The 25,418-nt window shown below is 64.7% G+C and carries 24 protein-coding genes; 9 read left to right on the forward strand and 15 right to left on the reverse strand.

Going from position 1 to position 25,418, the window contains the following annotated elements:
• Window positions 1-43: 43 nt before the first annotated feature.
• Genes NFI08_RS08080 through NFI08_RS08090 form a run of 3 tightly spaced genes read right to left on the reverse strand, consistent with a single transcriptional unit; the run spans window position 44 to window position 2,977 of the window.
• A complete protein-coding gene (locus NFI08_RS08080) occupies window positions 44-1,519 on the reverse strand; it encodes a sodium:solute symporter family protein (protein WP_045992611.1) in 1,476 nt (491 codons plus the stop codon).
• On the reverse strand, window positions 1,512-1,736 hold the full coding sequence (locus NFI08_RS08085) for a DUF3311 domain-containing protein (RefSeq protein WP_349588499.1): 225 nt from the start codon (window positions 1,734-1,736) through the stop codon (window positions 1,512-1,514). The genes NFI08_RS08080 and NFI08_RS08085 overlap by 8 nt, the downstream gene beginning before the upstream one ends.
• 44 nt (window positions 1,737-1,780) lie before the next feature.
• The gene (locus NFI08_RS08090) at window positions 1,781-2,977 is read right to left on the reverse strand and encodes a M20 aminoacylase family protein (RefSeq protein ID WP_349588502.1); all 1,197 of its coding nucleotides are present in this window, start codon (window positions 2,975-2,977) and stop codon (window positions 1,781-1,783) included.
• 173 nt (window positions 2,978-3,150) lie between these two features.
• On the opposite strand from NFI08_RS08090, the gene NFI08_RS08095 reads away from it, so the two are divergent.
• Window positions 3,151-4,041 (forward strand): LysR family transcriptional regulator, encoded by an 891-nt coding sequence (locus tag NFI08_RS08095; protein WP_045992614.1) that lies wholly within the window; start codon window positions 3,151-3,153, stop codon window positions 4,039-4,041.
• A 103-nt stretch (window positions 4,042-4,144) separates the two neighbouring features.
• Here NFI08_RS08095 and NFI08_RS08100 read toward each other — a convergent pair whose 3' ends face one another.
• From NFI08_RS08100 to NFI08_RS08110, 3 genes are all read right to left on the reverse strand, one after another.
• A complete protein-coding gene (locus tag NFI08_RS08100; protein ID WP_349588786.1) occupies window positions 4,145-5,488 on the reverse strand; it encodes a Na+/H+ antiporter family protein in 1,344 nt (447 codons plus the stop codon).
• Between the two features lie 481 nt (window positions 5,489-5,969).
• Window positions 5,970-6,188 (reverse strand): hypothetical protein, encoded by a 219-nt coding sequence (locus NFI08_RS08105; protein WP_108131112.1) that lies wholly within the window; start codon window positions 6,186-6,188, stop codon window positions 5,970-5,972.
• Window positions 6,185-6,448: a hypothetical protein gene (locus NFI08_RS08110; protein WP_045992616.1), complete on the reverse strand. Its 264-nt coding sequence runs from the start codon at window positions 6,446-6,448 to the stop codon at window positions 6,185-6,187. Before NFI08_RS08110 ends, NFI08_RS08105 begins: the two co-directional genes overlap by 4 nt.
• Before the next feature lie 403 nt (window positions 6,449-6,851).
• Between NFI08_RS08110 and NFI08_RS08115 the strand changes: the two genes are divergently transcribed.
• The gene (locus NFI08_RS08115; protein ID WP_222568360.1) at window positions 6,852-7,370 is read left to right on the forward strand and encodes a fasciclin domain-containing protein; all 519 of its coding nucleotides are present in this window, start codon (window positions 6,852-6,854) and stop codon (window positions 7,368-7,370) included.
• 187 nt (window positions 7,371-7,557) lie between these two features.
• Here the strand turns inward: NFI08_RS08115 and NFI08_RS08120 are convergent, their stop codons facing one another.
• Together NFI08_RS08120 and NFI08_RS08125 are read right to left on the reverse strand one after the other, a co-directional pair.
• Window positions 7,558-8,046, reverse strand: coding sequence for a phosphatidylglycerophosphatase A family protein (locus tag NFI08_RS08120; RefSeq protein ID WP_108448413.1), 489 nt, complete (start codon window positions 8,044-8,046; stop codon window positions 7,558-7,560).
• Between the two features lie 76 nt (window positions 8,047-8,122).
• Window positions 8,123-9,061: a transglutaminase family protein gene (locus NFI08_RS08125; RefSeq protein WP_349588508.1), complete on the reverse strand. Its 939-nt coding sequence runs from the start codon at window positions 9,059-9,061 to the stop codon at window positions 8,123-8,125.
• A 583-nt stretch (window positions 9,062-9,644) separates the two neighbouring features.
• Between NFI08_RS08125 and NFI08_RS08130 the strand changes: the two genes are divergently transcribed.
• Both NFI08_RS08130 and NFI08_RS08135 read left to right on the forward strand, forming a co-directional pair.
• Complete coding sequence (locus NFI08_RS08130) at window positions 9,645-11,102, forward strand: circularly permuted type 2 ATP-grasp protein (RefSeq protein ID WP_108448415.1); 1,458 nt, start codon at window positions 9,645-9,647, stop codon at window positions 11,100-11,102.
• A gap of 4 nt (window positions 11,103-11,106) precedes the next feature.
• Entirely contained in the window at window positions 11,107-12,093 is a 987-nt protein-coding gene (locus tag NFI08_RS08135; RefSeq protein WP_349588511.1) for an alpha-E domain-containing protein, read from the forward strand.
• A 325-nt stretch (window positions 12,094-12,418) separates the two neighbouring features.
• On the opposite strand, the gene NFI08_RS08140 is transcribed toward NFI08_RS08135, so the two are convergent.
• Genes NFI08_RS08140 through NFI08_RS08150 form a run of 3 tightly spaced genes read right to left on the reverse strand, consistent with a single transcriptional unit; the run spans window position 12,419 to window position 15,093 of the window.
• The gene (locus NFI08_RS08140) at window positions 12,419-13,477 is read right to left on the reverse strand and encodes a zinc-binding metallopeptidase family protein (protein WP_108448416.1); all 1,059 of its coding nucleotides are present in this window, start codon (window positions 13,475-13,477) and stop codon (window positions 12,419-12,421) included.
• Between the two features lie 51 nt (window positions 13,478-13,528).
• Window positions 13,529-14,563, reverse strand: a complete 1,035-nt coding sequence (locus NFI08_RS08145) for an alpha/beta hydrolase (protein WP_349588514.1) — start codon at window positions 14,561-14,563, stop codon at window positions 13,529-13,531.
• Entirely contained in the window at window positions 14,560-15,093 is a 534-nt protein-coding gene (locus NFI08_RS08150) for a GNAT family N-acetyltransferase (protein ID WP_108448418.1), read from the reverse strand. The genes NFI08_RS08145 and NFI08_RS08150 overlap by 4 nt, the downstream gene beginning before the upstream one ends.
• A gap of 245 nt (window positions 15,094-15,338) precedes the next feature.
• Between NFI08_RS08150 and NFI08_RS08155 the strand changes: the two genes are divergently transcribed.
• The 5 genes from NFI08_RS08155 (at window position 15,339) to NFI08_RS08175 (ending at window position 20,579) form a co-directional block, all read left to right on the forward strand.
• Window positions 15,339-16,259, forward strand: a complete 921-nt coding sequence (locus NFI08_RS08155) for a glycosyltransferase family 2 protein (protein ID WP_108448419.1) — start codon at window positions 15,339-15,341, stop codon at window positions 16,257-16,259.
• Window positions 16,256-16,588, forward strand: coding sequence for a lipid-A-disaccharide synthase N-terminal domain-containing protein (locus tag NFI08_RS08160; RefSeq protein WP_349588517.1), 333 nt, complete (start codon window positions 16,256-16,258; stop codon window positions 16,586-16,588). The genes NFI08_RS08155 and NFI08_RS08160 overlap by 4 nt, the downstream gene beginning before the upstream one ends.
• A gap of 4 nt (window positions 16,589-16,592) precedes the next feature.
• Window positions 16,593-18,392, forward strand: coding sequence for an ArnT family glycosyltransferase (locus NFI08_RS08165; RefSeq protein ID WP_222515761.1), 1,800 nt, complete (start codon window positions 16,593-16,595; stop codon window positions 18,390-18,392).
• A gap of 359 nt (window positions 18,393-18,751) precedes the next feature.
• Entirely contained in the window at window positions 18,752-19,753 is a 1,002-nt protein-coding gene (gene thpD / locus NFI08_RS08170; protein WP_348815217.1) for an ectoine hydroxylase, read from the forward strand.
• A 148-nt stretch (window positions 19,754-19,901) separates the two neighbouring features.
• The gene (locus tag NFI08_RS08175; RefSeq protein WP_045992624.1) at window positions 19,902-20,579 is read left to right on the forward strand and encodes a fumarylacetoacetate hydrolase family protein; all 678 of its coding nucleotides are present in this window, start codon (window positions 19,902-19,904) and stop codon (window positions 20,577-20,579) included.
• A 35-nt stretch (window positions 20,580-20,614) separates the two neighbouring features.
• On the opposite strand, the gene NFI08_RS08180 is transcribed toward NFI08_RS08175, so the two are convergent.
• The 4 genes from NFI08_RS08180 to NFI08_RS08195 form a co-directional block, all read right to left on the reverse strand.
• Window positions 20,615-21,721 carry an alcohol dehydrogenase family protein gene (locus NFI08_RS08180; RefSeq protein WP_349588522.1) on the reverse strand — a complete coding sequence of 369 codons (1,107 nt, stop codon included), beginning with the start codon at window positions 21,719-21,721 and terminating at the stop codon, window positions 20,615-20,617.
• A 229-nt stretch (window positions 21,722-21,950) separates the two neighbouring features.
• Window positions 21,951-23,870 carry a biosynthetic arginine decarboxylase gene (gene speA, locus NFI08_RS08185; RefSeq protein ID WP_108448423.1) on the reverse strand — a complete coding sequence of 640 codons (1,920 nt, stop codon included), beginning with the start codon at window positions 23,868-23,870 and terminating at the stop codon, window positions 21,951-21,953.
• The gene (locus tag NFI08_RS08190; RefSeq protein ID WP_045992627.1) at window positions 23,867-24,832 is read right to left on the reverse strand and encodes a homoserine kinase; all 966 of its coding nucleotides are present in this window, start codon (window positions 24,830-24,832) and stop codon (window positions 23,867-23,869) included. Before NFI08_RS08190 ends, speA begins: the two co-directional genes overlap by 4 nt.
• Before the next feature lie 166 nt (window positions 24,833-24,998).
• Complete coding sequence (locus NFI08_RS08195; protein WP_108448424.1) at window positions 24,999-25,268, reverse strand: DUF2782 domain-containing protein; 270 nt, start codon at window positions 25,266-25,268, stop codon at window positions 24,999-25,001.
• Between the last annotated feature and the right edge of the window lie 150 nt (window positions 25,269-25,418).

Below are 25,418 nucleotides of genomic sequence, written 5' to 3' on the forward strand. Positions count from 1 at the left end.
ATCGGGCCGCTGGCGATTGGAGCAGGTCATCGACGAGGGTCTATCAGACCTGGGGTGACAGGCACTCGACCGGCGAGCGAGACTCGCGCGACTTGCGCATCAGGCTGATGACGACAAAGATCGCCGAGTTGACCACCAACCCGCAGAAGCCCGGGTGCCAGCCGAAAGGCGCATCGATGCCGAATTGCAGCAGCAGGGTGATGACGGCGCCGACACTCAGCCCGATAAAGGCCGCGGTCTGGGACGCGCGACGCCAGAACAGGGCACCCAGCAGCATCGGCAGCAGTTGCACAATAATGCCGTAGGCTCCGAGCAGCAGGCTGACCAGCGAGCCGGGGTTGGCCAGTGCCAGCAGGTACGCCATCAGCGATATCGCGATGACCCCGTAGCGCGTCAGTGACAGCGCCTTGTGCTCGGGCAGGGCGCGCATCCTGGGCGTGAACTGGACCACGTCACGTACCAGGATGGTGGCCGAGGTGTGAGCCAGGTTGGCGGCGGTCGACATGGCTGCCGCCAAGGCGCCGGACAGTGCCAGTCCGATCACCCAGGCGGGCAGGTCGGCGAGTTCCACCACGATGGTCAGCAGCACCCGGTCAGGCGAATCCAGTGGCGTGTCGGCGAGCAGCACGATGCCGGCGAAGCCGATGATCAGCAGCGGTACCAGCAGGTAGCTGTAGAGAGGGTAGAGCACAAAGACACGCTTGAGCGTCCTGACGTCCTTGGCGCTGTAGAACTTCATGAAGATGTGAGGCCACATCACGCAGCCCAGCGCGCTGACCAGCACCGCAGTGGAGAAGGCGCCCCAGCCCATCCCGGTGGCGCCGGGCATGGTCAGGTATTCCGGCGCCTGGTCCTTGATCTGCTGGAACATTTCACCGACGCCACCGAAGAACTGCTCGGCCGTGGTCAGCCCCAGTGCCCAGGCGATGACGACCATCATCAGGCCCTGCATCAGGTTGGTCCAGCCGATGCCCTGAAGGCCGCTGGCGTAGACGTAGGCGGCCACCACGCCGCAGGCCAGCAGACTGCCCAGCCAGAACGGGATGGTGCCGGAGGTCGCCGCTTCGAACAGCATGCCGGCGCCAGCGATCTGGATCGTCAGGTAGGGAATCATCGCCAGCACGCTGACGACACCGATGACCAGGCCCAGCACATTCTTTGGAGTGGGGTAGCAGGCCGACAGAAACTCGGCCTGGGTTAGAAAGCCGTGGCGGCGACCCAGTCGCGAGATATGCGGCGCGATCAGCCACCACACGATCACCGCCAGCGTCAGGTAGGCGATGATATAGAACGCCGGGGCGCCCTTGCTGTAGGCCCAGCCAGGTGCACCGAGGAAGGCAAAGGCGGAGAAGATTTCGGCACCGAGGATGAAGAACAGCACCAGCAGGCCCATATGGCGACCGCCCGCCACGTAGCCTTCCAGCGAGGAGCCCTGGCCACGCCTTGCGCGCAGGCCCACCAGCAGCACGATGACCAGATAGCCCACCGTCATGGCGGTGATCAGCAGAGAATCACTCATGGTCTGCCTCCTCGCCGGTATCCTTGCGATAGGCGATCAACAGGCCCACGAACAGGGCGAAGACCCAGGCCACGTACCAGAACATGAAGAACGGCATGCCGAGCATCATCGGATCGATGCGATTGGCGATCAGCGCACCCGGCCACACCATGGCCAGGGTGCACAGCACGAAGTAGATCAGCAGGCCCTTGGAAGGCATGCCTTTTTGGTGGTTCATGGGAAGACCTCTTGTTGTTGAGTGTGGTCGTTGTCGGCATCGCCTCAGCGATGGTCGTTCAAGGCGCCAAGAGCGATGGCAACCAGCAGTCGGCTGCCTACGGGAATGATGGCGTCGTTGAAGTCGTAGCGAGCGTTATGAAGCGGCGGGGTGGTGTCCGATTCGGCGCTGCCGAGGAAGAAGTAGGCTCCCGGGCACTTTTCGAGCATAAAGGCGAAGTCTTCACCGCCAAGGCTGGGATTCACGTCGCGCTCCAGTGCGGTCTCGCCCAGCAGTTCCTTCGCGGTGGCGATGACGTGGTCGGTCGCCGCCGGGTGATTGACCGTGGCCGGAAAGATGCGCTGGTGATCGACCTCGATCTCGCCGCCGTAGGTCGCCGCCACACCATCGCAGGTGCGCTGGATGGCCTCGGCGATGCGATCCTGGGTAGCGCTGTCGAGGGTTCGCACCGTGCCGCTCAGTCGGACCTCGTCGGGAATGATGGCGAAGCCTTCGAGTTCACCTCCCTTGATGCCGCACAGGCTCAGTGCCGCTGGAGACAGTGGGTCGGCATCGCGCGAGACCACGCTGTGCAGGGCCTGGATCAGAGCGCCGGCCATCCTGACCGGGTCGGTAGAAAGGTGAGGGTTCACCCCGCCGTGGCCGCCCTTGCCGCGGATGCAGATATCCAGGCGATCGGTGGCGGCCATGATCGGGCCCGGGCGAATCGCCACCTGCCCCCGGGGCAGAGCCGGCCAGTTGTGCAGGCCGTAGATCGCATCCATGGGGAAGCGCTCGAACAGCCCCTCCTCGACCATCGCTCTTCCACCACCCAGGCCTTCTTCCGCCGGTTGGAACACCAGCTGGATGGTGCCGGAAAAATCGCGGTGGCGGGCGAGGTAGCGAGCGGCGCCGATCAGCATGGTGGTGTGGCCATCGTGGCCGCAGGCATGCATGACACCAGGCACTTCGGAGACATGGCCGTGGTCGCTTGCCTCCTGAATCGGCAGCGCGTCCATGTCGGCGCGCAGGCCAATACGGCGACCGTTGTCGGGGCCAAGCCCTCTGATGGTGGCCACGACACCGGTGCCGCCCAGGCCGTGGTCGAAGGGAATGTCGAGCCGCTCCAGCTCATCGCAGACACGCGCGGAGGTGGCGTGTTCCTTGAAGCCGAGTTCCGGATGCCGATGAAAGTGCTGGCGCAGTTCGGTCAAGCTGCTGTGCTGGTCGTCGAAGAAGGTGGGGTCGATAGGCTGAGTCATGAGATTCCGGACGCTTGTTGATTGTGTCCTTCATCATGGTTGGCGGTGTGTCATAGATAAAATATTATTATTTTTATATTTCCATGCTTTTATTGTATGGATTTGCCGTATGAGCCGTCGACTTGGGTGAACCCTGGTACTGGCGTGGTGGCCCCGCTCAACAAGGATCGAACATGGACTTCAAGCAGCTGCGCTACTTTCTGACGGTGGTCGAGGAGGGCGCGATTTCCAGCGCGGCAAGAAAGATCCCGTTGGCCCAGCCGGCCTTGACCCGCCAGCTCAGGCTGCTGGAGGAGTCGGTGGGAGCCACCCTGCTGGAGCGATCACGTCAGGGCGTAAGCTTGACCGCTGCGGGGGTTGCCTTTCACGGCGAAGCGCGACGACTGTTGCGAGAGTTCGAGACCGCCAAGCTCGATGCTCGTCGGATTGCCGATGGACAGCTCGGACAGCTGCGTCTGGGCGTCACCGTCATGCACCTGTGGGTGCCCCAGATCGTCAAGCTGCTCAACGGGTATCGCCAGCGTTACCCGGACGTCAGCCTCAAGGTACAGTCGCTGCTGTCCGCGCCCCAGGTGGAGGCGCTGCGCCATCATCAGCTGGATGCGGGGATGCTGTTCTTTCCCCCTGACGATGATGATCAGCTCGACAGCCACTGCCTCTATGAAGACCGTCTTGTGCTGGTAGCCAGCGAAGGATCACGCCTGGCGCAGCATCCCCCCTCTCGACTGGCGGACCTGGCCGGTGAAGACTTCATCTGGTTCGAGCGTAGCGCGACACCGGTCTATCACGACAAGCTGATCCATGCCTTTCAGCGACGTGGCTTCACCCCCCACGTGGTGCAGGAAGGCACCGACAACGCCACCATGCTGTGCCTGGTGGCGGCGGGCATGGGCTGCACGATATTGCCGGAAATGACCATGGCCGGGGCGCCGGAAGGCGTGGTCAGCTTTCCTCTGGAGGATCTGGATATAGTGCTGCCACTGATGCTGGTCTGGCGCAGGGATGCCAGCCTGCCGGCGGTCCGACGCTTGATCGAGGTGGCAGAGTCGCAATCGCTGGCCTGAATGGCCGCGCCCTGTTATCTGCGCTTGGCCTGGTGCCGTGCAAAAGGCCACCCGAGGGGTGGCCTTTGCCATTGCTGCGAGGCTTGGTGTCAGGTGCTGCGCATTACAGCACCATGGCGGCGATCCAGGCGAACACCAGCATGCCGATGTTGCAGTGCAGGAAGGTGGGGATGACGCTGTCGCGAATATGGTCGTGTTGGCCATCGGCGTTAAGCCCGGCGGTGGCGCCCAGGGTGATGGTCGAGGCCGGGGAGCCAGCGTCGCCCAGGGCCGCCGAGGCGCCCAGCAAGGCCATCGCCGCCAGCGGGTCGAAGCCCAGGGTCAGCGCCAGTGGCAGGTAGATGGGTGCCAGGATCGGCACGCTGGCGAAGGAGTCACCGAAGCCGATGGTGATGAACAGTCCCACCACCAGCATCACCGCTGCGCCCAGCGCCATGTTGCCGCCGATCAGTTCGGCCGACGCCGCTACCAGAGGCTCGATTTCTCCGGTGGCGGTCAGCACGCCGGCGAAGCCGGAGGCGACGGTGATGATGACCGCGATCTGCGCCATCATCCGCAGCCCGTCGGTGAAGACGTCATCCTGCTCCTGCCAGCGGAAGATACCGGACACCCCCAGGATCAGAAAACCGACCATGGCTCCGAGCAACAGCGAGTCGAACTTGAGCTGAAAGACCAGGGCCACCGCCAGGGCGCCCAAGGTGATGACCAGCTGCAGCGGCTTCAGGCGAGCCGGCGAGGCGGGCCTGGTGGCGACGGTGGCAGTGGTGCTTGGTGTGACGTAGTCGCGCGGGCGGCGATAGCTGATAAAAACGGCCACCAGCAGCCCCGCGACCAGGCCCAGCACCGGTAGTGCCATGGCCTTGGGGGCCATGTCGGCGGTGGCGGTCAGCCCGTAGTCCGCGCCGACGCTGTTGACGTTGGCCAGCAGGATCTCGTTGAGAAAGATGGCACCGAAGCCGGTGGGCAGCAGCAGGTAGCTGGCGCTGATCGAGCAGGCCAGGATGCAGGCCACGGCGCGGCGGTCGACTCGCAGGCGATCGAGCACAACAAGCAGCGGAGGCAGCAGGATCGGAATGAAGGCGATGTGCACCGGCACCAGATTCTGCGACATCAGTGAGGCGACGATGAACAGGCCGAACAGCGTCCACTTGACGCTCTTGCGGGTACTTTGCTCGTCGCTGCCAAGGCGCGCCGAGATAGCATCGGCCAGCAGTTCGAGCAGGCCCGAGCGTGACAGCGCCACGGCGAAGGCGCCGATCATCACGTAGGTCAGGCCGACCTGGGCGCCGACCAGCAGGTTGTCATTGAAGGCGCCGATGGCGTCGTTCATCGACAGCCCGGCGTGCAGCGCGCCTAGCATGGCGGCGCTGATCAGGGCGATGGCCACGGGGATCCGCAGCAGGCACAGCACGATCATGCTGAGGATCGTCAACACCGCCGCGTTGATGTGGTAGCCGACGGCCAGGGTCGAGGCGTAGATCAGGGCGCACAGAGCAATGGTCGGCAGTGCGCGGGTGCGGGCAAAACGGTTTGCCTTGGGAGAAGGGTCGGTAAGGGCGGTCTCTTGCATGGGGTCTCCGGCTCGTCATGAGCCACGTGTCCAGGGGGCGTGAGAGTGCCGGCGAGCGTGGCGTAACCGCGGAGGGCTGGTCCTCTTCTAGGGGAGGTTGAAGCCTGACGGCCGTTCGCTAGCGGGCGAATGATACCCCAAACCTGGGCCGTGGCCCGCACTGGCCTCGATAGTTGCCTCGATAGCGGTCTCGATGGTCGCCGCCATGGTGGCAAGGGGGGGAAGGAGGAAAGGAAGAAAGCAAAGAAGCGGCTGCGCTGCCTTCCATCAAAAACGCCGCCCCGAAAGGGGCGGCGTGAATCGCCAGGACGCGTCGGCGAAAAGCGGGGCGCAGAAACGCTGTCTCTCAAGCCATCGCTCAGGCGGGTACCGCCTGGGCGGCGCCAGAGGAAGCCGGTACTGCAGGCATGGACGGTGGCAGGGTCGCCATCAGCGCGCGCTCCAGGTCCATGGCCTTGCACTTGTAGGCGGTGCAGTTGGCGCAGTGAACGCTGTCGCCGTCGTCTTGACCAACAGGCAGCGTGAAGCGGGAGTGGCCACAGATGGTGCAGCTCAGGTCCAGGGCGACGGTGATCATGCGACTCGCTCTCCCTTGGTGTGCTGCTGCTCGATCAAGGCATCGTGCTCACGTCGCATGGCCATCATCAGGCTGCGAGACTTGTTGAGAAAGCGTAGGCGGTCGGGCGTCTGCTGTTCTTCCCAGGCGCCTAGGGTGGCATGAAACTCACCGCACTCGGTGCAGTTCAGCTCTTCCCAGTCATTGGGCTGAGCCGTTACAGGTCCCGGTGTGCTGGCCAGGTCGTGGCCACAGCGGGTACAGGAAATCGGGTAGTACACGGGTCGCCCTCCTTGGCGCATGACGTGCCGTCGTTCGTTCCGTTGTGGAAGCGAGGCTGCGCATGGCCCTCCTGGCCGAGCCTCAACGGTACGAAAGGTTCTCATCGCCAGGCTTGATATGCAAGTATTGTATAGGTTTTCTGTCGCCGGAAGCGTATCGGCATCTCGCCGTCATTACCGTCTTTCCGAGCAGCGCCCATATCATGACGTCAAAAGATGACGCTTTGATGATCAGAGTGGCGAAAGCTGTCGTAAAACTTTTTCTTGTACATTACTTGTTCTTGATCTAATTTTTGTACATGAACTGCGTCGTCCTGGTTGAGCAGCCCCGACAGAGAGGTTCCCGGGAGGCGCGCAGTGGCGACGCGACATCTCGGAGCAATCACCGCAAGGAGGCGAGAGCATGAAAAAAGCAATGTCTGCCGCAACGTCGTTCCTGCCGAGCTGCGTGCTCGGCGTAGCGCTGCTCGCTGGCGGGGTGGCCGAAGCGGATCAGCAGCAACAGCAGGATCCCTCACGCAATCTGCTCGAAGTCGCCCAGGCCGACGGACGTTTCTCGACATTGCTTGATGCTGTCGAGAAGGCTGGCCTCGACGAGCCGCTACAGGGAGATGAAACCTATACGCTCTTTGCTCCAACGAACGAAGCCTTCGGTACCCTGCAGCCAGGACAGCTCGACGAGTGGATGAGCGACGACAAGGCCTCCCACCGACGTCTGGTCGAGGTCGTTTCCTACCACATGGTGGAAGGAGAAGTGTCACTGGAGGAGTCATCTGAGGTGACCACCCTGCAGGGAACCGACATGGCCATCGACGCCCAGGAAGGCTCGGCAAGCGTAGGCAATGCCGCCGTGGTGGAGTCCGACATCAAGGCCAGCAATGGGGTGATCCACGTGGTGGACAGCGTGCTGATCCCTGAATAACCGATGCTGATTGACTGACGCCAGTGCAGCATCTGCTGCACTGGTCGCCAGAGGCCGGGCACGAGTTCCCCCGGTCACTGTTTCGATAGACCCCTGTCCCGTTTGGCCGCCCGTCGAGGGCGGTTTTTTTTGTGTCAGGGCTGTGGATTTAGGAAGCAGCGCTCGGCATTGGCAGGCCGCTATTGGCTTAAGAGGACTGCTCGGGATCTCGCTGCCAGTAGCGGCGGGTCAGGCGCACCAGCAGTATCAGGGTGAGGGCTGCATACAATGCCGCCATTGCGTCGTCGGCGACGATGCCGAGTCCCCCGCCAATACCTTCGATCTCGCGTACCGGAGACAGCTTGGAGATATCGAACAGGCGAAACAGTAGATAGCCCAGCGGCAGGATGATGCGTCGTCGGTAGCGCGAGAAGGCCAGCACCGCGATGGGCAGGGCCACCCATTCGTCGAGCACGATCTGGGGCAGGTCGCCGCCGCCCAGCCACATCGAAGCGAAGTGGCAGACGGGAACGGCCAGCACGAGGAGCGTCAGGGTAACGGCCAGGCGCGTGCCGAGCGGCAGCCGGAACAGCCACCAGGCGACCGGTAGTCCGATCAGGGAGCCGACCGTCCCCGGCGCCCAGGGGGAATAGCCCAGGCCGAAGCCGGTGGCAATCCAGATCAACAGGTCCTGCATGGAATCTCTCCTGAGAAGACGGTGGGCAGGGCAGGGCAAGGCCGGGCAGAGCCTGCGCAATATAAAGGACAGCGAATCAGCCGGCTATCGGCGCTGCCGGGTGATCGCCAGGGATGGCGGAGGTCGGTCCGGTGGCCGCGAATTCCCCGGCGGGAACAACGTCCACTTCCACCTCGAGGCGCTGGCGCCCACCACCGGTCACCACGCCCTTGAGCGGCGCCACGTCCTCGTAGTCGCGGCCCCAGCCAAGCAACAGGTGTCGTTCGCCGGCGCGCACACCGTTGGTGGGGTCGAAGTCGAGCCAACCCCAGCCGGGTATCAGCACGGAGAACCAGGCGTGGGAGGCGTCGGCGCCCATCAGTCGAGGCTGTCCTGGAGGCGGTAGCGTCTCGAGGTAGCCGCTGACGTAGCGCGCGGCCAGACCCACCGAGCGCAGGGTGGCGATGGCCAGGTGAGCGAAGTCCTGACACACCCCACGGCGATGCTGGAGCACCTGGGACGGTGTCGTCTCCAGGTCGCTGAACTCGCTGTCGTAGCGGAATTCCTCATAGATGCGACGGTTCAAGCGTTCCACGCAGTCCACCAGATCGCCACCAGCGGGAAAACAGTCTTCTGCCCAGGCGGCGAGCAGCGGGCGGCGCTCGATATAGGCGGAGTTTTCAAGAAACGGCTGTGCTTCGCGGAAACCTGGCTGGTGGCGGTCTGCCAACAGCTCTCGACACCGCTCCCAGCCCATGAGGGCCTGCGGCGGTGTGGCGCGAGGCGAGGTCATGACCTGCGCCTCCAGCGTGACCTCGAGCTGGGTATGGGGGGTGTCGACCGCGAACAGCGCGATATGGTTGCCGAAGGCGTCCTGTCGGCTCTGGCGTAGCGACTCGCCCGGCGAGATCGACAATTGCGCCCAGGCAACCTGCTGGTAGGCCATTTCACGGGGCATCAGGCAGGCCTCGTTCTCGCTCAATGTCACGATCTCGCTGTAGTGGTAGCGCGTGGTGTGGCGAAGTCGATAGATCATCTGCCGGATCCCGCCGTGACACCCCTGCCAAGGCTGGCCACACGGCACCGCCTGGCGCCGCTGTCTTGAGCAGGGCAGGACAGCGGTGCGCACGAGCCAGGGAGGGCGGAACGAGAAGAGGCAGGCATGGGAAGCGAGGAGGCTCCTGGGTGTAGGCGAATGTTGCAGAAGGTGACGATATCCCCCCCGAACCGTGGCGACAAGATGTACCCGACTCCTGCCTGTCTCTCAAGCTCGAAAGGTGGACGTTGTCAGCAACAGGGGTTTTCGACCGGCGTCGCAAGGGCTGATGATAGCTGCCGCTCACGCTCGCCAGGTGCCGCCCGGATTGCACCAGATCGGTGCTCGCTGCCCCTTCTTGCTGGCTCGTGGCGCACTTTCGGCAGGAGCAAGTGGTCGCTTTTTGTCCAAACTGCTCAATTGCGCCCGTCGGTCCGGCGAGAAGGTGCGGCGCTGTGTCCTATTCTCGGCGGCCTGGTACAGAGCTTGCTATACAGCAAGGAGGGACCCGGTACGGTCGAAGGCGGGGGTGCCATCGTCGTTGTCGGGTCGCCGGATGCCGAAAACAATCGAGGGTGTGCCGATGAGCCATGTGGATTGGCAGCAGTACGACTGCGCAGGGTTCTATGACGAACTGGTGGCGACGCCCGGGATGCCGCGGGAGGCGGCCAAGATGCTGTGTAACGTGCTCGCGGGCTTTGCCCCTGACGAGCTGGAAGAGCGCAAGAACGCAGCAGAGATCGCCATTCGCACCATGGGGATCACCTTCACGGTGTATTCCGAGGGCAGCATGATCGACCGCGCCTGGCCTTTCGACATCGTGCCTCGCATCATCCCCGCCGACGAGTGGCGACGCACCGAGGCAGGCCTCAAGCAGCGGGTCGAGGCGCTCAACCTGTTCATCGACGACCTGTACCACGACCAGAAGGTCGTCAAGGATGGCGTGCTGCCGGCGGCGGTACTCGAGCAATCCGTCAACTTTCGCCCCCAGTGTGTAGGGATCGATCCACCCCACGGGGTCTGGGCGCATATCTGCGGCTCCGATCTGGTGCGTGGTGGCGACGGCACCGTCTACGTGCTGGAGGACAACCTGCGGATACCGTCCGGGGTGTCCTACATGCTCGAGAATCGCAACGTGACCAAGCGCGTGCTGCCGGAGCTGTTCGCCTCGGGCAAGATTCATCCGGTCGACGACTATGTGCCCCAGCTTTACGACATGCTGGCGGGCATGTCGCCACGCCATTGGGACGATCCCCAGGTGGTGGTGCTGACCCCGGGTATCTACAACTCGGCCTACTACGAGCACGCCTACCTGGCCCAGCAGATGGGCGTGCAGCTGGTCGAGGGGCCGGATCTGCTGGTCGATGACGACGACGTGGTCTACATGCGCACCGTCCAGGGGCTGACCCGTGTGGACGTGATCTACCGCCGCGTCGACGACGCCTTCCTCGACCCGGAGGCGTTTCGCAAGGACTCGGTACTGGGCGTACCCGGATTGATGCGGGCCTGGCGCAGCGGCAAGGTGGCGCTGGCCAACGCCCCGGGGGCCGGTGTCGCCGATGACAAGGTGGTCTACGCCTTCGTGCCGAAACTGATCAAGTACTACCTGGATCAGGAGGCGCTGCTGCCCAATGTGCCGAGCTACCTGTGCATGCTCGAGGAAGACCGCCGCTATGTGCTGGAGCACCTGCATGAACTGGTGGTAAAGCCCGCCAACGAGTCCGGCGGCTACGGCATGCTGATGGGGCCTCAGGCCTCCCAGGCCGAGCGTGATGCCTTCGCCAGGCTGATCCAGGAGGACCCGCGCAACTACATGGCCCAGCCCATGCTGAACCTGTCCACCACCCCCACGCTGTTCGATGGCAGGCCCGAGCCGCGCCACGTCGACCTGCGCCCGTTCATCCTGTCGGGCCAGGACGGCGCCTACGTCACCACCGGTGGCTTGACCCGTGTGGCCCTGGTCAAGGGCTCGCTGGTGGTCAACTCGTCCCAAGGGGGCGGCAGCAAGGACACCTGGATCGTCGAGACGGGGGAGGACTGAGACCATGCTGATGCTTTCCAGAGTCGCCGAAAACCTGTACTGGATGGCCCGCTACATCGAGCGTGCCGAAGATACCGCCCGGCTGATCAACGTTTCCAGTCACCTGATGCTCGACATGCCCTACCGCCAACCGCTGGGATGGGCGGCGATGGTCGATATCACCGGGGGCGCCGAGGTGTTCGAGACCCTCTACGACGAGCCCAACGATCGCAACGTGGTGCAGTTCCTGTGTGCCGACCGACGCTACTCCGGCTCGATCCTGTCCGCCCTTGCCCAGGCCCGCGAGAACCTGCGTACTACTCGGGACGTGGTACCGCGGGAGGTATGGGAAGAGATCAATCAGCTTTACATGACTGCCGGTGCCCACGCCGATGCGGGCCTCGGCCCGGGTCGTCGCGAGCGCTTCCTGAAGCTGGTGATTCGTGGCTGTCAGACGTTGATCGGGTTGATCGAGGGCACCCTCAGCTACGGTGGGTCACGGACCTTCATGATGCTCGGGCGCCAGCTCGAACGGGCCGACATGATCACCCGCATCATCGATGTGCGCTCGGCCAACCTGCTGCAGCGTGACAGCGACGAGATTCGTCCGTTCGAGCACCTGCAGTGGATGAGTGTGCTCAAGTCGTTGACGGCCTACCAGATGTATCGACAGCACGTGCGCTGTCGGGTCAGGGCCACCGACGTGCTGCGTTTCCTGGTGCAGGACTCCCTGTTCCCGCGTTCGGTGTCGCGCAGTCTCAAGGACAGCATCCGGGCGCTGCGCTCGCTGCCGCGACATGAGCGCGCCCTGGCCTCGGCGACGCTGGTGCTGGCCGATGTGGCCGAGGCCGACGTCCGTGCCCTGGTGCGCTCCCCCGAGGCCCTGCACGACTTTATCGACGTGCTGCAACAGGGCTTTGCCGAGCTGCATACGGCGATCGCCCGCACCTACTTCCCGACCCTCGATGACCTGGGCGATGGCGAGCTACTGGCGGCCAGCGACCAGGCGTGAAGCCAGGCGGGCCAGGTATCCCATGGCCCGCCTGCCCTGAGCCACTGCTGAATCCAGCCAAGCCGAATCTAGCCAAGGCGGATCTTGCCAAACCGGATATCGACAAGCCGGATATTGCCAAGCATTGCGGCCCCTCCTGGAAAGAGGGCCGCATGGTGGTGCTAGGGCTTGTCTGAAAAGTGCCTGCGCTCGGTAATACGGCGTTAAAAATCGGATCAAAATGCTCATTTACACCCCGTAAACTACGCTTTCTCACCGATTTTTGCCTTGTCTAACCTTCGCTCGTCGACTTTTCGGACAGCGCCTAGGTGGGGCGACGGGCGGTTCACTGCTGTCGTCGCGCCGCCAGCACCATGTCGTGGATATAGCAAAGCTTGCAGGCGATGGTCGGGGTGATCACCTCCGGCACCAGGTCGAGCAGTCCCATCTCGCGATTCATCTCGTTGAAGCCGAGGCTCAGGCGGCGAAAGGTGGTCAACATCGCTTCGAGGTCCTCGTCGAAGCCGGTGGGGGTGATGCCGAAGTGTCCGGCGGTATCGAGGATGGCGACCATGTCCAGGTAGAAGCCGAAGGTTTCGGCGAAGTCCTCCCAGGGGTGCATGGTGGCGTAGGCCGACACGAAGCGGCCGCGCCAGTCATTCGGTGGTCCCTGCTGATAGTGGCGATCGAGGGCTTCGCTGTAGCTGGGGTTGTTGTGGTCACCGAATACCTCGATGTAGGCCGACTCGTCGCGCCCCTTGATCAACAACTCCCAGTAATAGTGTCCGATCTCGTGGCGGAAGTGGCCGATCAGGGTGCGGTGGGCCTCGTTGAAGTCGTTGCGCAGGCGCTCGCGCTCGACGTCGTCGGCTTCCTTGACGTTGATGGTGATCAGTCCGCCGGCGTGACCGGTGAACACCGGCATGCCCTCGTCGCTGGAGTGCCAGTCGCCTTCCGCCGCCACTTCGTCGGCGAGGAAGGCGAAGGCCAGCGGCGGGTTGGCGCGGCGGCCATCTACCTCGTGGGGCAGCCCCAGCAGGTCGAGGGTGTAGAAAAGCCGGCGCTTGGCACTCTCGAGCTTGGCCCAGCGTTCACGATGGCCGGGCACCGACAGGTCGGGGATGGCCTGGTTGTGGCGACAGCAGTCACACAGCGTCATGCCACGGTCGGCCTCCTCGCTGGTGATCATGCGGTTGCAGACCCCTTCCACGGAATAGTTGTGGCACTTGACCAGCAGCGTAGCGCAGGTGTCGTCGACGCAGCGGTAGCGACCATCGGGCTGAAGATCGACCGTCACCAGGGCATGGCAACCCGGGCACCAGCCAAGTTCGGAGTGGCATACCAGGCAGAGGGTATTGTCGAAGAACAGGCGGTTGTCACAGCGTTGGCAGGGGTAGTGGCGCATTCGCATGCCCTCGGGCGTGGCCAGTCAGGTGTCGTCGCCAGTATAGCCAGGCTACCGGGCGGGCGGCGGGTCGGTCTCGTCTGGAGTGTGCTGAGGCGACTCGGTGGCGTGGGCCGTGGGCGCTGGCGCCGGCGCCAGCGCCTGGGCGAGAAATTTCCGCTGGTCGTCGGCGAAGGCCGCCCGCCAGTCGCCCTCGTAGATCTCGAAGTGGCCGGTGTCGTAGGTCTTGAGTGTGGCCTGTGATCCCAGTGCTTCCGCCAGCCGGTAGCCGGGGGCGATCGGCGCGACGCTGTCACGCAGGCAAAGTTGCAGCAGCACCGGACAGTGAACCTGGCGGGCCCGGGTGACCGGACGGTAGAGCCCGAGCGCCAGCAGGGCGCGTGGCGCAATACGATTGTCGAAGTCGTCATCGACAAACGACAGGATCCCCGTCAGGGCGTCCGGGGCGGAGAGCGCGGCCAGGGTTCCCGGCTCGCCGGCCAGTGGCAGGTACCGGGGCCCTCGGCCGAGGCAGCCCCTGGCTAGGTCGGCGAGTCCTACCCCGGTCATGCGCAGGAAAGTACCAGGTCCTGCGTCCTTGAGCTTGAGCAGCGACGAGGCCCGACCGTCGAGCATCGGATTCATGGCGATGACCGCAGCGACATCGTCGCGACGAGCCGCCAGAGTGATGACATGGGCCGACGAGAATGACGTACCCCAAAGCACCAGCGGGAGGGCCGGTGCCCGGTCCCGGGCGTAGTCGATGGCGGCCGTGTAGTCCTGTTGCTGGCGCTTGATACCGAGTAGCTGGCGAGGCTCGCCGTCGGAGCGGCCGAAGTGACGATAGTCGAAGACCAGCACGCTGTGGCCGGCGTGATGCAGGGCCTGGGCGTAGCCGACAAGGCCGCCTGCCACCGTTCCGCCAAGACCGTGGGCCATGACCACCACCGCACCATCGTCGGCACCTTCGAACCACCAGCCGCGACAGCGAGTATCGCCGCTGTCGAAGGTTACCGCTTCGGCGCAGGACAGGTCGCGGGTGTCGGCACTGTCGAGGGGCAACTGTGTGGCGCTGTTGTCGGGGCTGGCGTCATCACTTGCGCTCATCGGCTGGCCTCCTTCAGGTCGCCATCCAGGCCGTCATCCCGGTCGTCATCCCGGTCGTCATCGAAGACGGCCAAGGTCATGTAGACGCTGTTGGGATCCTCGACATAGCCGGCGAAGGGCGCACAGGGGGTAAAGCCATGACGCGTGTAGAACTGGCGAGCCGGAGCGAAGCCCGGCTGTGAGCCGGTCTCCAGGCTCAGCCGGCGATAGCTCCGCATTCTGGCCTCCTCGATGACCTTGTCGAGCATCAAGGAGGCCAGACCCCGGCGAAGGTGGCTTGGTGCCGTGCGCATGGACTTGATCTCGCCGTGGTCGTGGCTGACTTCCTTCAGGGCGACGCAGCCGACCAGATCGTCATCATCCCACAGCCCCCACAGGGTCACCTCCGGCGCCTTCAGTTCATCCAGGGTCAGGGCATGCCGGCTTTCTGGCGGCGAGGTGGGCGCCAGTTTCTTCAGTCCGCGGCGGTGGGCGCGGATCATCGCCGCCATGGCGGGGGCGGCAGGGTCCTCTTGCTGGAAACGCAACATGGCTACCTCGATGCAGTGGTGCCTTCAGGGTACCTCAGGTGGCACGGTTTTCGGACATCGGGTATGCGGTGGCACGTCGTCTCGCACAGGAGGTCGATGAAGGTGTCTCGCCTGGAGGCTCCTGCGACGCTGTGAGCGTGGTGACGTCTCGGTGACGTCGTGACCAAGGGCGGCATTTATGAATTAAGGGTGGCTTAAGTATCGCCGGGCAAGGTGACGGTATTCCCCAGTCCGAGGCGAATCCCATGCACGCTGTAACCCTGTCGGTAGTGATCCCTGCCCATAACGAAGCCGCCAACCTGCCCACGCTGCTCGATGAGATCGAGCAAGCGTTGTCGCAACAGGCCTACGAGGTCATCGTGGTAGACGATGGCTCTGACGATGATACCTGGCCCCTGCTGGTGACGCGGGCCCACCGTCAGGACACGCTGAGGCCACTTCGCCATCGCGATAGCGCGGGTCAGAGCACCGCCCTGTGGCAGGCAGCGAGGCATGCCCGAGGCGAGTGGCTGGCGACCCTGGACGGCGATGGCCAGAACGACCCCGCCGATATTCCTGCGTTGCTGGAAGCCGCGAAGGCGGCGCGGGTGGACCTAGTGGGCGGTCATCGCGTCACACGCCAGGACTCCGCGCTCAAGCGGCTGTCTTCTAGGGTCGCCAACGCGGTTCGAGCACGACTGCTCGGCGATGGCTCGCCGGATAGCGGCTGTGGTCTCAAGGTGATCCGCCGGCAGGCGTTTCTTTCGCTACCGTACTTCGATCATATGCATCGTTTTTTACCTGCCCTTGTCGCCGCTCAGGGCGGGCGTTGTCTGTCCCACCCCGTCAAACACCGGCCTCGCAGGGCCGGGCGCTCTCACTACGGCCTGAGCAACCGCCTGTGGGTCGGCATCACCGACCTGATCGGAGTGCGCTGGCTGCAACGTCGCTCGCGACTGCCGGTGGACTGTCGTGGTATCGATGATGCGCTCGACCCGCCTCGGGTCGGGACGACGCTGGGGCATGGGGAGCTGGCCTTTGCGACGGACACCACCGTCAACAAAACTGGTAGGCAGCAGCCGATGCCTGACGGTCTCGATGTTGTCCTGCCCCGTGTCGTCTTTGGCAGTACGGCCTCAAGCAGCAGCGTTACCCTGAACCAGGCCGCCGCAGGGTCGTCGCAATGACGCTGTCCTGGTGGCTGGTGGTAGGTTTTCTCGGTCAGGCGCTGTTTTCGGCGCGCTTTGTCGTGCAGTGGATCGCCAGTGAGAGGGCGAAACGCAGCGTGGTGCCGGTGGCCTTCTGGTTTCTCAGCCTGGCCGGGGGTGTGACCCTGCTGGTCTATGCCATCCATCGCCGAGACCCGGTGTTTATTCTTGGGCAGGGGGCCGGGCTCTTTATCTATCTGCGCAATGTGATGTTGCTGCGCAACAATACCATCGGCAGATCCTCGCAGCGGCCGGGCGAACCGGCGCCGTCTTCCATCGAATCGACGTCGTCACGTGCCGGAGGATAGCGTCATGCCCCCCTTGAGAATGCCTCTTCGCCTGTCCTGGGCCGGTTGGCTGGCCTTCTGCGCCTTCGCCGTCCTGCTGCTGGCACTCGGTCTCGGCTGGCGCGATCCTTGGCCCGCCGATGAGCCCCGTTTCGCCTTGAATGCCATCGAGATGCTGGTGACCGGAGATTTCTGGATCCCCCATCGCGGCGGTGAACTCTACGCTGACAAGCCGCCGATCTTCATGTGGGCAAGCGCCCTGGGCATCTGGCTGACCGGCTCGATGCGAATCGGCTTTCTGCTGCCGTCGCTGCTGGCCGGGCTCGGCACCCTGGCGCTGATCGTGGATCTGAGTCGGCGTTTATACGGCCCGCGCATTGGTCTGCTGGCGGGCATTGCCACCCTGGCGACCCTGCAGTTTGTGTTGCAGGCCAAGACCGCCCAGATCGACATGCTGTTGACCTTCTTTACCACCCTGGGCGCCTACGGACTGTTACGCCATGCCCTGCTGGGGCCCTCTCGCTGGTGGTGGCGGGCGGGCTTTGCGGCCATGGGGGCCGGCATCCTGACCAAGGGGGTGGGCTTTCTGCCGCTGGCGCTGCTGCCCGCCTGGTGGTGGTTGGGGCGCGGCGGTGTCAGCGGTAACAGGGGGGCTGGCCGGCTGACGTCGCTCCGCCTTCGCGACCTTCTCGAGGGACTGGGGTGCCTGCTCGCGGTGGTGCTGGCCTGGGGGTTGCCGATGATCCTGATCACCAGCCTGAGCGACGACCCGAGCCTGGCGGCCTATCGTGACAATATTCTGTTCAAGCAGACCGGTGAGCGCTACGCCGACGCCTGGGCTCACCTGCGCCCCTGGTACTACTACATCGCCCAGGTGCTGCCCTGGGCCTGGATGCCGCTGGTGCTGACCTTCCCCTGGGCCTTTCCCAACTGGTGGCGACGCATTCGCCGCGGTGATGCGCGTACGCTGCTGCCTGTAAGCGCCGTGGTGTTGATCGTGGTCTTCTTCTCGCTGTCACCGGGTAAACGCGGCGTCTATATGCTGCCGACCCTGCCGCTGATGGTGCTGGCGCTGGCGCCACTGCTGCCGGCGCTTGCCAGGCGGATCGGCCTCAATCGCGCGGGCTTTGGAGCCGTCATCCTGCTTGGCGGGCTGCTGGGATTGGCGGGCCTTCTAGGGCTCTGCGATGTCGCGCCGTTGGAGCGTCTGGCCCATCGCTACGGGATCACTCCCTGGTGGGAGTGGCTGGCGCTGGGGGGCCTGGCTCTGTGCCTGGCGCTTGTGTTGAGGCCGCGCCGAGGCCTGGTCGCCGTGACCCTGTTCCTGTGGTGCCTGTGGGGGTGGTGGAGTACCCAAGGCTACGTCTGGATGGACCCGGAGCGCTCGCCCCGGGACATGATGGCCAGGGTGGCGGAGCTGGTGGGGCCGGCCGGTGAGATCGCGCTGTTGAACTTCGATGAGGAGATCCTGCTGCATTCGCGCACGCCAAGCGTTCACTTCGGCGACATGACGCCCATCGAGCAAGAGCTTCCTGCCGCCATGGCCTGGCTCGCCGAGGCACCATCGCGGCGCTGGATGCTGGTGGTGGACAAGGATCTGGAAGACATCGACTGCGGCGAGCTTGGCCAAGGGTCCGACCTCGGCCATCAGAATCGCCACGACTGGCTGCTGCTGCCGGGTAGCGCCTTCGCCGGTTGCCCCCAGGATCGCGACGCTGCACCGCTCTACCTGGCACCAACATCGCTGCCAGGCTCCGGCGCCTGGCGCTACTTCACCGAGACACAGCCTGTCCCCGGCGAGGTAGCAGGAGTGACGCATCGCTGAAAGTTGGACGCAAGTTGTGCAAGGGTTGAATTCAAGAGGCGGCTTTTGTAGCTTGGGCTCGGGGAGATAGCCTTCTCCTTCAGGGCGGCGCTATACCTTGAATTCAGCCTTGAATGCAGCCTTGAGGTCAGCCTTAGATGCACCTTGGGATGCAGCCTTAGATGCACCCTGTGATGTGGCCTTGAATGCTGCCCTTGATGCAGTCGGTGATATGGCCTTTGACGGTCAGTGACGCCTGTGTGGCGCAGCATTTCTGGGCCGTCGCTGGTGTAAAGGTAAGTCGCTGGTGTACAGGTATGTAGCGCCGCGGGTACGTGTTCGAATCTGAAAGCTGATCAATACCAAGGGAGGGTGATCGGATGGAAGTGCAGACATCGTCCAATCCGCAAACCAAGCATCGCAGCAACCTGGACCCACAAGACCAGCAGCGTTTCGACTGGCAACGTTTCGCCGGGCTCGACAGCGGCCAGGCTCGCGCCACCCGCTACCCGACGCGATTGCCTGAACCGATGGACAGCCTGTGGGTCGACCGCCAGGGCCCGGTGGTCAAGGGCAGCGCCGACCAGGGGCCGCTGAGCCAGCAGCAGCTCGACGAGTTCGAGCAGAAGGGCTTTCTGTTTGAGCCCGACTTCCTCGGTGGCGAAGAGCTCGCACGCCTGCGCGAAGAGCTCAAGGCATTGCTCGACAACGACGCCTATCGGGGCAAGGACTACAGCATCGTCGAGCCGAGCGGCAAGGAGATCCGCTCGCTGTTCGCCGTGCACTATCTGTCCCGGGTGTTCGCCCACCTGGCCAATGATGAACGTCTGGTCGGCCGCGCTCGCCAGATTCTCGGCGGCGAGAGCTACGTCCACCAGTCGCGCATCAACTACAAGCCGGGCTTCGAGGGCAAGGGCTTCAACTGGCACTCGGACTTCGAGACCTGGCACGCCGAGGACGGCATGCCCGACATGCACGCGGTGAGTGCCTCCATCGTGCTGACCGACAACCACGAGTTCAACGGTCCGCTGATGCTGATTCCCGGCTCCCATCGGGTGTTCGTGCCTTGCATTGGCGAGACGCCGGACAACAACCACGAGAAGTCGCTGCAGAAGCAGGAGATCGGGGTGCCGAGTCAGGAAGCCCTGCGCCAGCTGATCGATCGCAACGGTATCGAGGCGCCCAAGGGCAGCGCTGGTGGGCTGTTGCTGTTCGACTGCAACACGTTGCATGGCTCCAACGCCAACATGTCGCCGGATCCGCGCAGCAATGCCTTCTTCGTCTACAACCGCGTCGACAACCGCTGCGTCGAGCCGTTTGCGGCCAACCGCCGTCGCCCGGATTTCCTGGCCCACGAGCCTGGCAGCGATTTCAATCCCTGAAGCGACGGTCGCCACCGCTCGCGATGAGCGCGATGGCTGGGATAGACTCGAAAGGCGCGCCTTGGGCGCGCCTTTTTTGCATGCCACGCGACCCCGTTCGCTGGGCCGTGTCGTTTCCTATCCTTCTTCATGCCTTCAGGAGCCTGCCATGTCTCTCGTCCCGAGCTTTGTCGACGGTGACGCCTTCTCCCAACCACTTGGCAAGGTGGTCTGTGTTGGACGCAACTACGCCGAGCACGCCAAGGAGCTCGACAACCCGGTACCCGACGCACCCTTGCTGTTCATCAAGCCGGCGACCAGTGTGGTGCCCCTGGAAGAGCCGATCGGCGGTCCCTTCGAGCGCTCCGACGTACACTTCGAGACCGAGCTTGCGCTGTTGATCGGCGAGACCCTGCGTGAGGCCACGCCCGAGCAGGCCGAGGCGGCAGTGGTCGGGGTCGGGCTTGCGCTGGACCTGACGTTGCGTGATGTCCAGTCGGCGCTGAAGAAGAAGGGGCATCCGTGGGAGATCGCCAAGGCCTTCGATGGCGCCTGCCCGCTGTCGCGTTTCGTGCCCATCGAGGCGCCGCTCGACTGGTCGGCCATCGAGTTCAGCCTCGACATGAACGGTGAACGTCGCCAGCACGGCGTGGCCCGAGACATGCTGTTCGCGATCCCGGCGCTGCTGTCCGAGATGAGCCAGCACTTCACCCTGGCCCCGGGTGACGTGGTGCTGACCGGCACCCCGGCCGGTGTCGGCAAGCTGGAGAAGGGCGCGAGCCTGGCTTTCGAACTGACACTGCCCAGCGGCCAGCGCCACGCCCTCGAGACCCGCGTGCTCGGTTAACGCTTGGCTAACCCGCAGTCCCGACGCCTTCGGCGTCAGTCCAGCGGCGGCGGCAGCAGCACGAAGTTGCCCACGTGCTGCTTCTCGAGAAAGGCCTGCTGGGCCTCGACGATCTGCGCAAGCGGGAAGGTCCTGGCCAGCAGGGGACGAATCTCGCCGCGCTCGATGTAGCCGATCAGGTCCGGAAAGATCGGCTCGTCCCAGGCGGTGGAGCCGATCAGGCGCACGTCCTTGAGGTACAGCTTGCGCATGTCGAGTTCCACCACCGGCCCTGCGATGGCGCCGGAGGAGACGTAGCGGCCGCCGCGGTCGAGCACCTCCAGCACCCCGCCAAAGCCCTTGCCGGCGACGTTGTCCACCGCGACGTCGATGCTCGACTCGCCGAGGCTGGCCAGCAGGTCATCGTCGCGGTCGAGCAGGCGGTCGGCGCCGAGGGCGCGGATCGCCTCGTGCTTGGCGCTGCCCGCCACCGCCGTGACGTGGGCGCCCCGGCGCTTGGCCAACTGCACCACCGCCGAGCCGACACCTCCCGAGGCACCGGTGACCAGCACCCGATCACCGGCGCTGACACCAGCGCGGTGCAGCATGTTCTCTGCGGTGCCGTAGGCGCAGGGGATGGTGGCGAGTTCCTCATCGCTCCAGTCGCAGTCCACCGGGAATATCTCGCTTGCGGGCACCTTGACGAACTGGGCGAAGGCTCCGTCGAAGTCAGAGGCCATCCACACCGAGTCCCAGTGATCGAAGCCCCTGGTGCGCATGCAGGCGCGTACCAGTACCCGCCTACCCAGCAGGTCAGCCGTGGCCGAGGCGTTGGCACCTTCCTCTCCCGGCGCACCCAGGGCCACTACCTCGCCACAGCAGTCGGTGCCCTGGATCAGCGGAAAGGGAGTGGCGCCATTCCAGCCACCATCCTCGGCGTCGGCGGCGTTCTCGGCGCTGTTATCGAAGGCGTCCGCCGATGCCCGGGTGTCGCTCTTGACGCTGGCGGAGTACCAGCCGAGCCGGGTATTGATCTCGGTGTTGTTGACGCCGGCGGCGAGCACCCGCAGCAGCACCTCTCCGGGACCCGGCGTCGGGGTCGGGACTTGTTGATAGCTGAGCTTGTCGTAGCCACCGTTGCCGGTGGTGACTACCGCCATCATGGTGGGGGGAATGCTGGGCTGTGAGTCTCGGGGCTGTGAGTCTTGGGGGTAGGGGGCCGGGGATGCGATGGCGCTGTCCTCCTGTGGTCAAGATGTGTCTGGCTTGATGCATATCTCGCCACGAGCGTGGGCCAGGCGCAAGAGCTGAAGTCCCCAATAGCAGGCGCCCGGCGATACCTGTAGGCATCGCCGGGCGAAGGCTCACACGGAGTGGGGCGTGCGGATCGGCTCACTCCAGGTAGGTGTAGCCGTCGAGCCCTTCTGACAGATCATCGAGGAAGTGGCGCTGTTCGCGTGGGTCGAGGTTGCTGCGGGTGAGCTGGACCCGGAGCCGTTCGCGCAGCACGTCGGCGTTGAAGTTGACGTAGCCGAGCACGTCGGAGACCCGGTCACCCCACTGCAGGTTGGTCAGGCGCCAGCCGCCATCGCGATCCAGCGAGGCATCGACGGCGTCGGTGTCGCCGAACAGGTTGTGCAGGTCGCCGAGGATCTCCTGGTAGGCGCCGACCATGAAGAACCCGAGCAGGCGCTCGTCGTCTTCGCGCCACTCCGGCAGCGGCAGGGTGGTTTCGACGCCCTGGCCGTCGACGTAGCTGTCGATGCGCCCATCGCTATCGCAGGTGATGTCCTGAATCACTCCACGGCGGCTTGGGCGACGGTCGAGCCCGGACAGCGGCAGCACCGGGAAGATCTGCTTGATGCCCCAGACGTCGGGCATCGACTGAAACAGCGAGAAGTTGACGAACAGCTTGTCGGCGAGTTTCTCGGCCAGCTCGTCGAGGATCTCGCGGTGGGCGCGGTTGCGTGGGTCGAGCTGTGACCTCAGGGCGGCGCAGGCGGCGAAGTAGACGCTCTCGCCCTCGGCGCGGGCGGCCAGATCGGCGGCTCCCAGCACGAAGCGGTCGTGCAGGTCGCCCATGTCCTGGATCAGGTCGTGCCAGGCCTCCACCAGCCCACGCGGTTCCGGCTCGCGCTTGAGAAAGTCCAGGGTGCGCCACAGCGCCTCGACCTCGGGGTCATCGCTCTTGCGTTCGCTCGGCGGCGCGGTGTCCACGCTTTCCTCGCCGATCACGTTGGTGATCAGCACCGCGTGGTGGGCGGTCAGGGCACGGCCGGATTCACTGATCAGATGCGGCTGCGGTAGCCCTTCGGCGGCACACACCTGATTGAAGGCGTAGACCACGTTACGGGCGTACTCGAGCATCGAGTAGTTGATCGAGCAGAAGTTGCGCGAGTGGGTGCCCTCGTAGTCGACCCCAAGTCCACCGCCCACGTCCACGGTGTCCACAGGCGCGCCCAGTTGGCGCAGGTACTGGTAGAAGCGCGCGCACTCGCGCAGGCCACGCTGGATATCACCGATGTTGGCGATCTGGGAGCCCAGGTGGAAGTGCACCAGCTGCAGGCTGTCGAGTCGCCCGGCTTCGGTCAGGCGCTCGACCACGGTCAGGATCTGGCCGGCGGTCAGGCCGAACTTGGACTTCTCTCCGCCGGTGTCCTGCCACTTGCCGCGGCCCACCGAGGACAGTCGGGCACGCAGACCGATGCGCGGGGTCACCCCCAGGCGTTCGGCCTCCTCGAGGATCATCGGCAGCTCGGAGAGCTTCTCCACCACCAGATAGACCCGATGACCGAGCTTCTCGCCCATCAGCGCCAGGCGAATGTACTCGCGATCCTTGTAGCCGTTGCACACGATCAGCGAGGGGCCGTCGCCGGACAGGGCCAGCACCGCCAGCAGTTCCGGCTTGCTGCCGGCCTCCAGGCCGACCCGGTCGCGCCCGCGCTCGTTGGTGGCGAGGATCTCTTCCACCACTCGGCGCTGCTGGTTGACCTTGATCGGGTACACCGCGGTGTACCCGCTCTCGAAGTTTTCCTCGCCCATGGCCTGGTCGAAGGCCGCGCACAGCTGCTCGACCCGGTCGTGCAGGATATCGGTGAAGCGGATCAGCACCGGCAGGCGCAGGCCGGCCTGGCGGATCTGGTCGACCAGGCCACGCAGCGACAGGCTGGGGCCGGGTTCGACCTCGCCTAGCGGGCGGACCAGTGCCTGTCCGTCCTCGTCCACGTCAAAGTAGCCGCTACCCCACTGGTCGATGTTCCAGGTGCGGCGGGCGCGTTGCACGGCGGAGTCGGCGTCGGGCTTGTGGCTCACGGGCGGGCCTCGATGTCTGGCAAGGGCAGGGCTCCATGTTCCAGGCGCGCAAGCAGGATGCGTCGGAACTGTTCGGGATCGTGGGGGGTCAGGTCGTGGGCCGGTGGGTCCACGTAGACTACCAGCAGGCGAGACAGCCAGTAGCGCAGGGCGGTCAGGCGCAGCATCAGCGGCCACAGTTCGCGCTCGGTGGCGGTCAGCGGGCGTTCGGCCAGGTAGGCCTCGAGCAGAGCGTCGTGGCGCTCGGCTACCAGGCGACCGTCGGCGTCGGTGGCCCAGTCATTGATGACGATGGCCAGGTCGAACAGCAGGTCGCCGGTGCAGCCGTTGTAGAAGTCGATGATGCCACCCAGGCGCTCGCCGTCGAACAGCGTGTTGTCGCGAAACAGGTCGCCGTGCAGGGCGCCCTGGGGCAGCGGCTCGGCGCTTTCCAGCGCGGCCTGATAGGCGTCGACCTCGTCCTGCATCAGCGCCTGGTCCTCGGGCGAGAGGTAGACCAGCACCTTGTGGTGCATGGCCGACAGCCAGTGAATATCGCGAGGATTGGGACGGTGTCCACCGAAGTGGCGGGAGACACGATGCATCTCGCCGAGCGCCTGCCCCAGCGCTCGGCACTGGGTCACGTCGGGCGCGCTGGGATGGGCGCCCGGCAGGCGCGGAAACAGCAGCGCCGGCCGACCCGCCAGCTCGTGCAGGGCGATACCGTCACGGTCGTGAATCGGCCCGGCCACCGGGATTCGGTGCTCGTCGAGGAAGTCGAGCAGCTCGACGAAGAACGGCAGCTCTTCGTGCTCTCCCTGCTCGAACAGCGTCAGCACCAGTTCGCGACGGTCGGTGGTGACAAAGAAGGTGCTGTTCTCGGTGCCCGCGGGCACGCCCTGCAGCTTCGTCAGTTCGCCGACGTCAAAACGGCTTAGAAAGCCTGCGACCTGTGCGTCGTCAAGCGGAGTGAATACGGCCATGAATCGTCTCGCCCGGGGTTGCCAAGGCGCCTATTGTAGCGACTTGGCACCGAGTTGCACGTGATCTACGGGAGTGGTCTCAGCGGGCTTTCGCGCCGCTTGCCAGACGGGCATCAACAGCTAGGGGACGCAGCGGCGGGCGCGCCGCCCAGGCAACGGCCTTGGGTCAGCGAACCCAGCCGGGGATCTCGACGTTGTCGCCGCCCTGGCGCTCGAAGTTGCCGTCGCCGTTGCGGTCGACCAGGAAGTAGGCGCTGCCATCCTTGGGCTCGACCTTGATGGCGTACAGCTTGCCGTTGACGCGGTACTCGCGCAGCGTCTGGTTGGCTTCCTGGCGGACGCTGATGTCGGGTTGCGCCTGGGCGAGCACCGGCGAAGCGGCGGCCAGCAGGGCCAGCGACAGCAGGAGGGCGCTCGCAATGCGGGTGATCGTCATGGTGGGTCTCCAGGATGGGAGAATGAACGGTTGGCAAAACAAAGGGAACACTGTTCGATCAGACCATGATACGTCGGCACAGGTTCCCCTCGCAAAGTAAAGGAACAGGGCCGATGCCCCAGGTCGACGCCTGATGGCCGGCACAGGGGG

It is taken from the genome of Halomonas sp. EF61, assembly GCF_040147045.1.
In the GTDB taxonomy this organism is placed as follows: domain Bacteria; phylum Pseudomonadota; class Gammaproteobacteria; order Pseudomonadales; family Halomonadaceae; genus Halomonas; species Halomonas litopenaei.

Coding starts and splice junctions, on each gene's coding strand:
- NFI08_RS08145 (WP_349588514.1), bottom strand. CDS start 14,563: ATGAGCGCAAGTGATGACGCCAGCCCCGACAACAGCGCCACACAGTTG.
- NFI08_RS08180 (WP_349588522.1), bottom strand. CDS start 21,721: ATGATGGCGGTAGTCACCACCGGCAACGGTGGCTACGACAAGCTCAGC.
- NFI08_RS08175 (WP_045992624.1), top strand. CDS start 19,902: ATGTCTCTCGTCCCGAGCTTTGTCGACGGTGACGCCTTCTCCCAACCA.
- NFI08_RS08105 (WP_108131112.1), bottom strand. CDS start 6,188: ATGATCACCGTCGCCCTGGACCTGAGCTGCACCATCTGTGGCCACTCC.
- NFI08_RS08085 (WP_349588499.1), bottom strand. CDS start 1,736: ATGAACCACCAAAAAGGCATGCCTTCCAAGGGCCTGCTGATCTACTTC.
- NFI08_RS08115 (WP_222568360.1), top strand. CDS start 6,852: ATGAAAAAAGCAATGTCTGCCGCAACGTCGTTCCTGCCGAGCTGCGTG.
- thpD (WP_348815217.1), top strand. CDS start 18,752: ATGGAAGTGCAGACATCGTCCAATCCGCAAACCAAGCATCGCAGCAAC.
- NFI08_RS08165 (WP_222515761.1), top strand. CDS start 16,593: ATGCCCCCCTTGAGAATGCCTCTTCGCCTGTCCTGGGCCGGTTGGCTG.
- NFI08_RS08190 (WP_045992627.1), bottom strand. CDS start 24,832: ATGGCCGTATTCACTCCGCTTGACGACGCACAGGTCGCAGGCTTTCTA.
- NFI08_RS08195 (WP_108448424.1), bottom strand. CDS start 25,268: ATGACGATCACCCGCATTGCGAGCGCCCTCCTGCTGTCGCTGGCCCTG.
- NFI08_RS08095 (WP_045992614.1), top strand. CDS start 3,151: ATGGACTTCAAGCAGCTGCGCTACTTTCTGACGGTGGTCGAGGAGGGC.
- NFI08_RS08160 (WP_349588517.1), top strand. CDS start 16,256: ATGACGCTGTCCTGGTGGCTGGTGGTAGGTTTTCTCGGTCAGGCGCTG.
- NFI08_RS08135 (WP_349588511.1), top strand. CDS start 11,107: ATGCTGATGCTTTCCAGAGTCGCCGAAAACCTGTACTGGATGGCCCGC.
- NFI08_RS08140 (WP_108448416.1), bottom strand. CDS start 13,477: ATGCGCCACTACCCCTGCCAACGCTGTGACAACCGCCTGTTCTTCGAC.
- NFI08_RS08090 (WP_349588502.1), bottom strand. CDS start 2,977: ATGACTCAGCCTATCGACCCCACCTTCTTCGACGACCAGCACAGCAGC.
- NFI08_RS08080 (WP_045992611.1), bottom strand. CDS start 1,519: ATGAGTGATTCTCTGCTGATCACCGCCATGACGGTGGGCTATCTGGTC.
- NFI08_RS08150 (WP_108448418.1), bottom strand. CDS start 15,093: ATGTTGCGTTTCCAGCAAGAGGACCCTGCCGCCCCCGCCATGGCGGCG.
- NFI08_RS08155 (WP_108448419.1), top strand. CDS start 15,339: ATGCACGCTGTAACCCTGTCGGTAGTGATCCCTGCCCATAACGAAGCC.
- NFI08_RS08120 (WP_108448413.1), bottom strand. CDS start 8,046: ATGCAGGACCTGTTGATCTGGATTGCCACCGGCTTCGGCCTGGGCTAT.
- NFI08_RS08125 (WP_349588508.1), bottom strand. CDS start 9,061: ATGATCTATCGACTTCGCCACACCACGCGCTACCACTACAGCGAGATC.
- NFI08_RS08130 (WP_108448415.1), top strand. CDS start 9,645: ATGAGCCATGTGGATTGGCAGCAGTACGACTGCGCAGGGTTCTATGAC.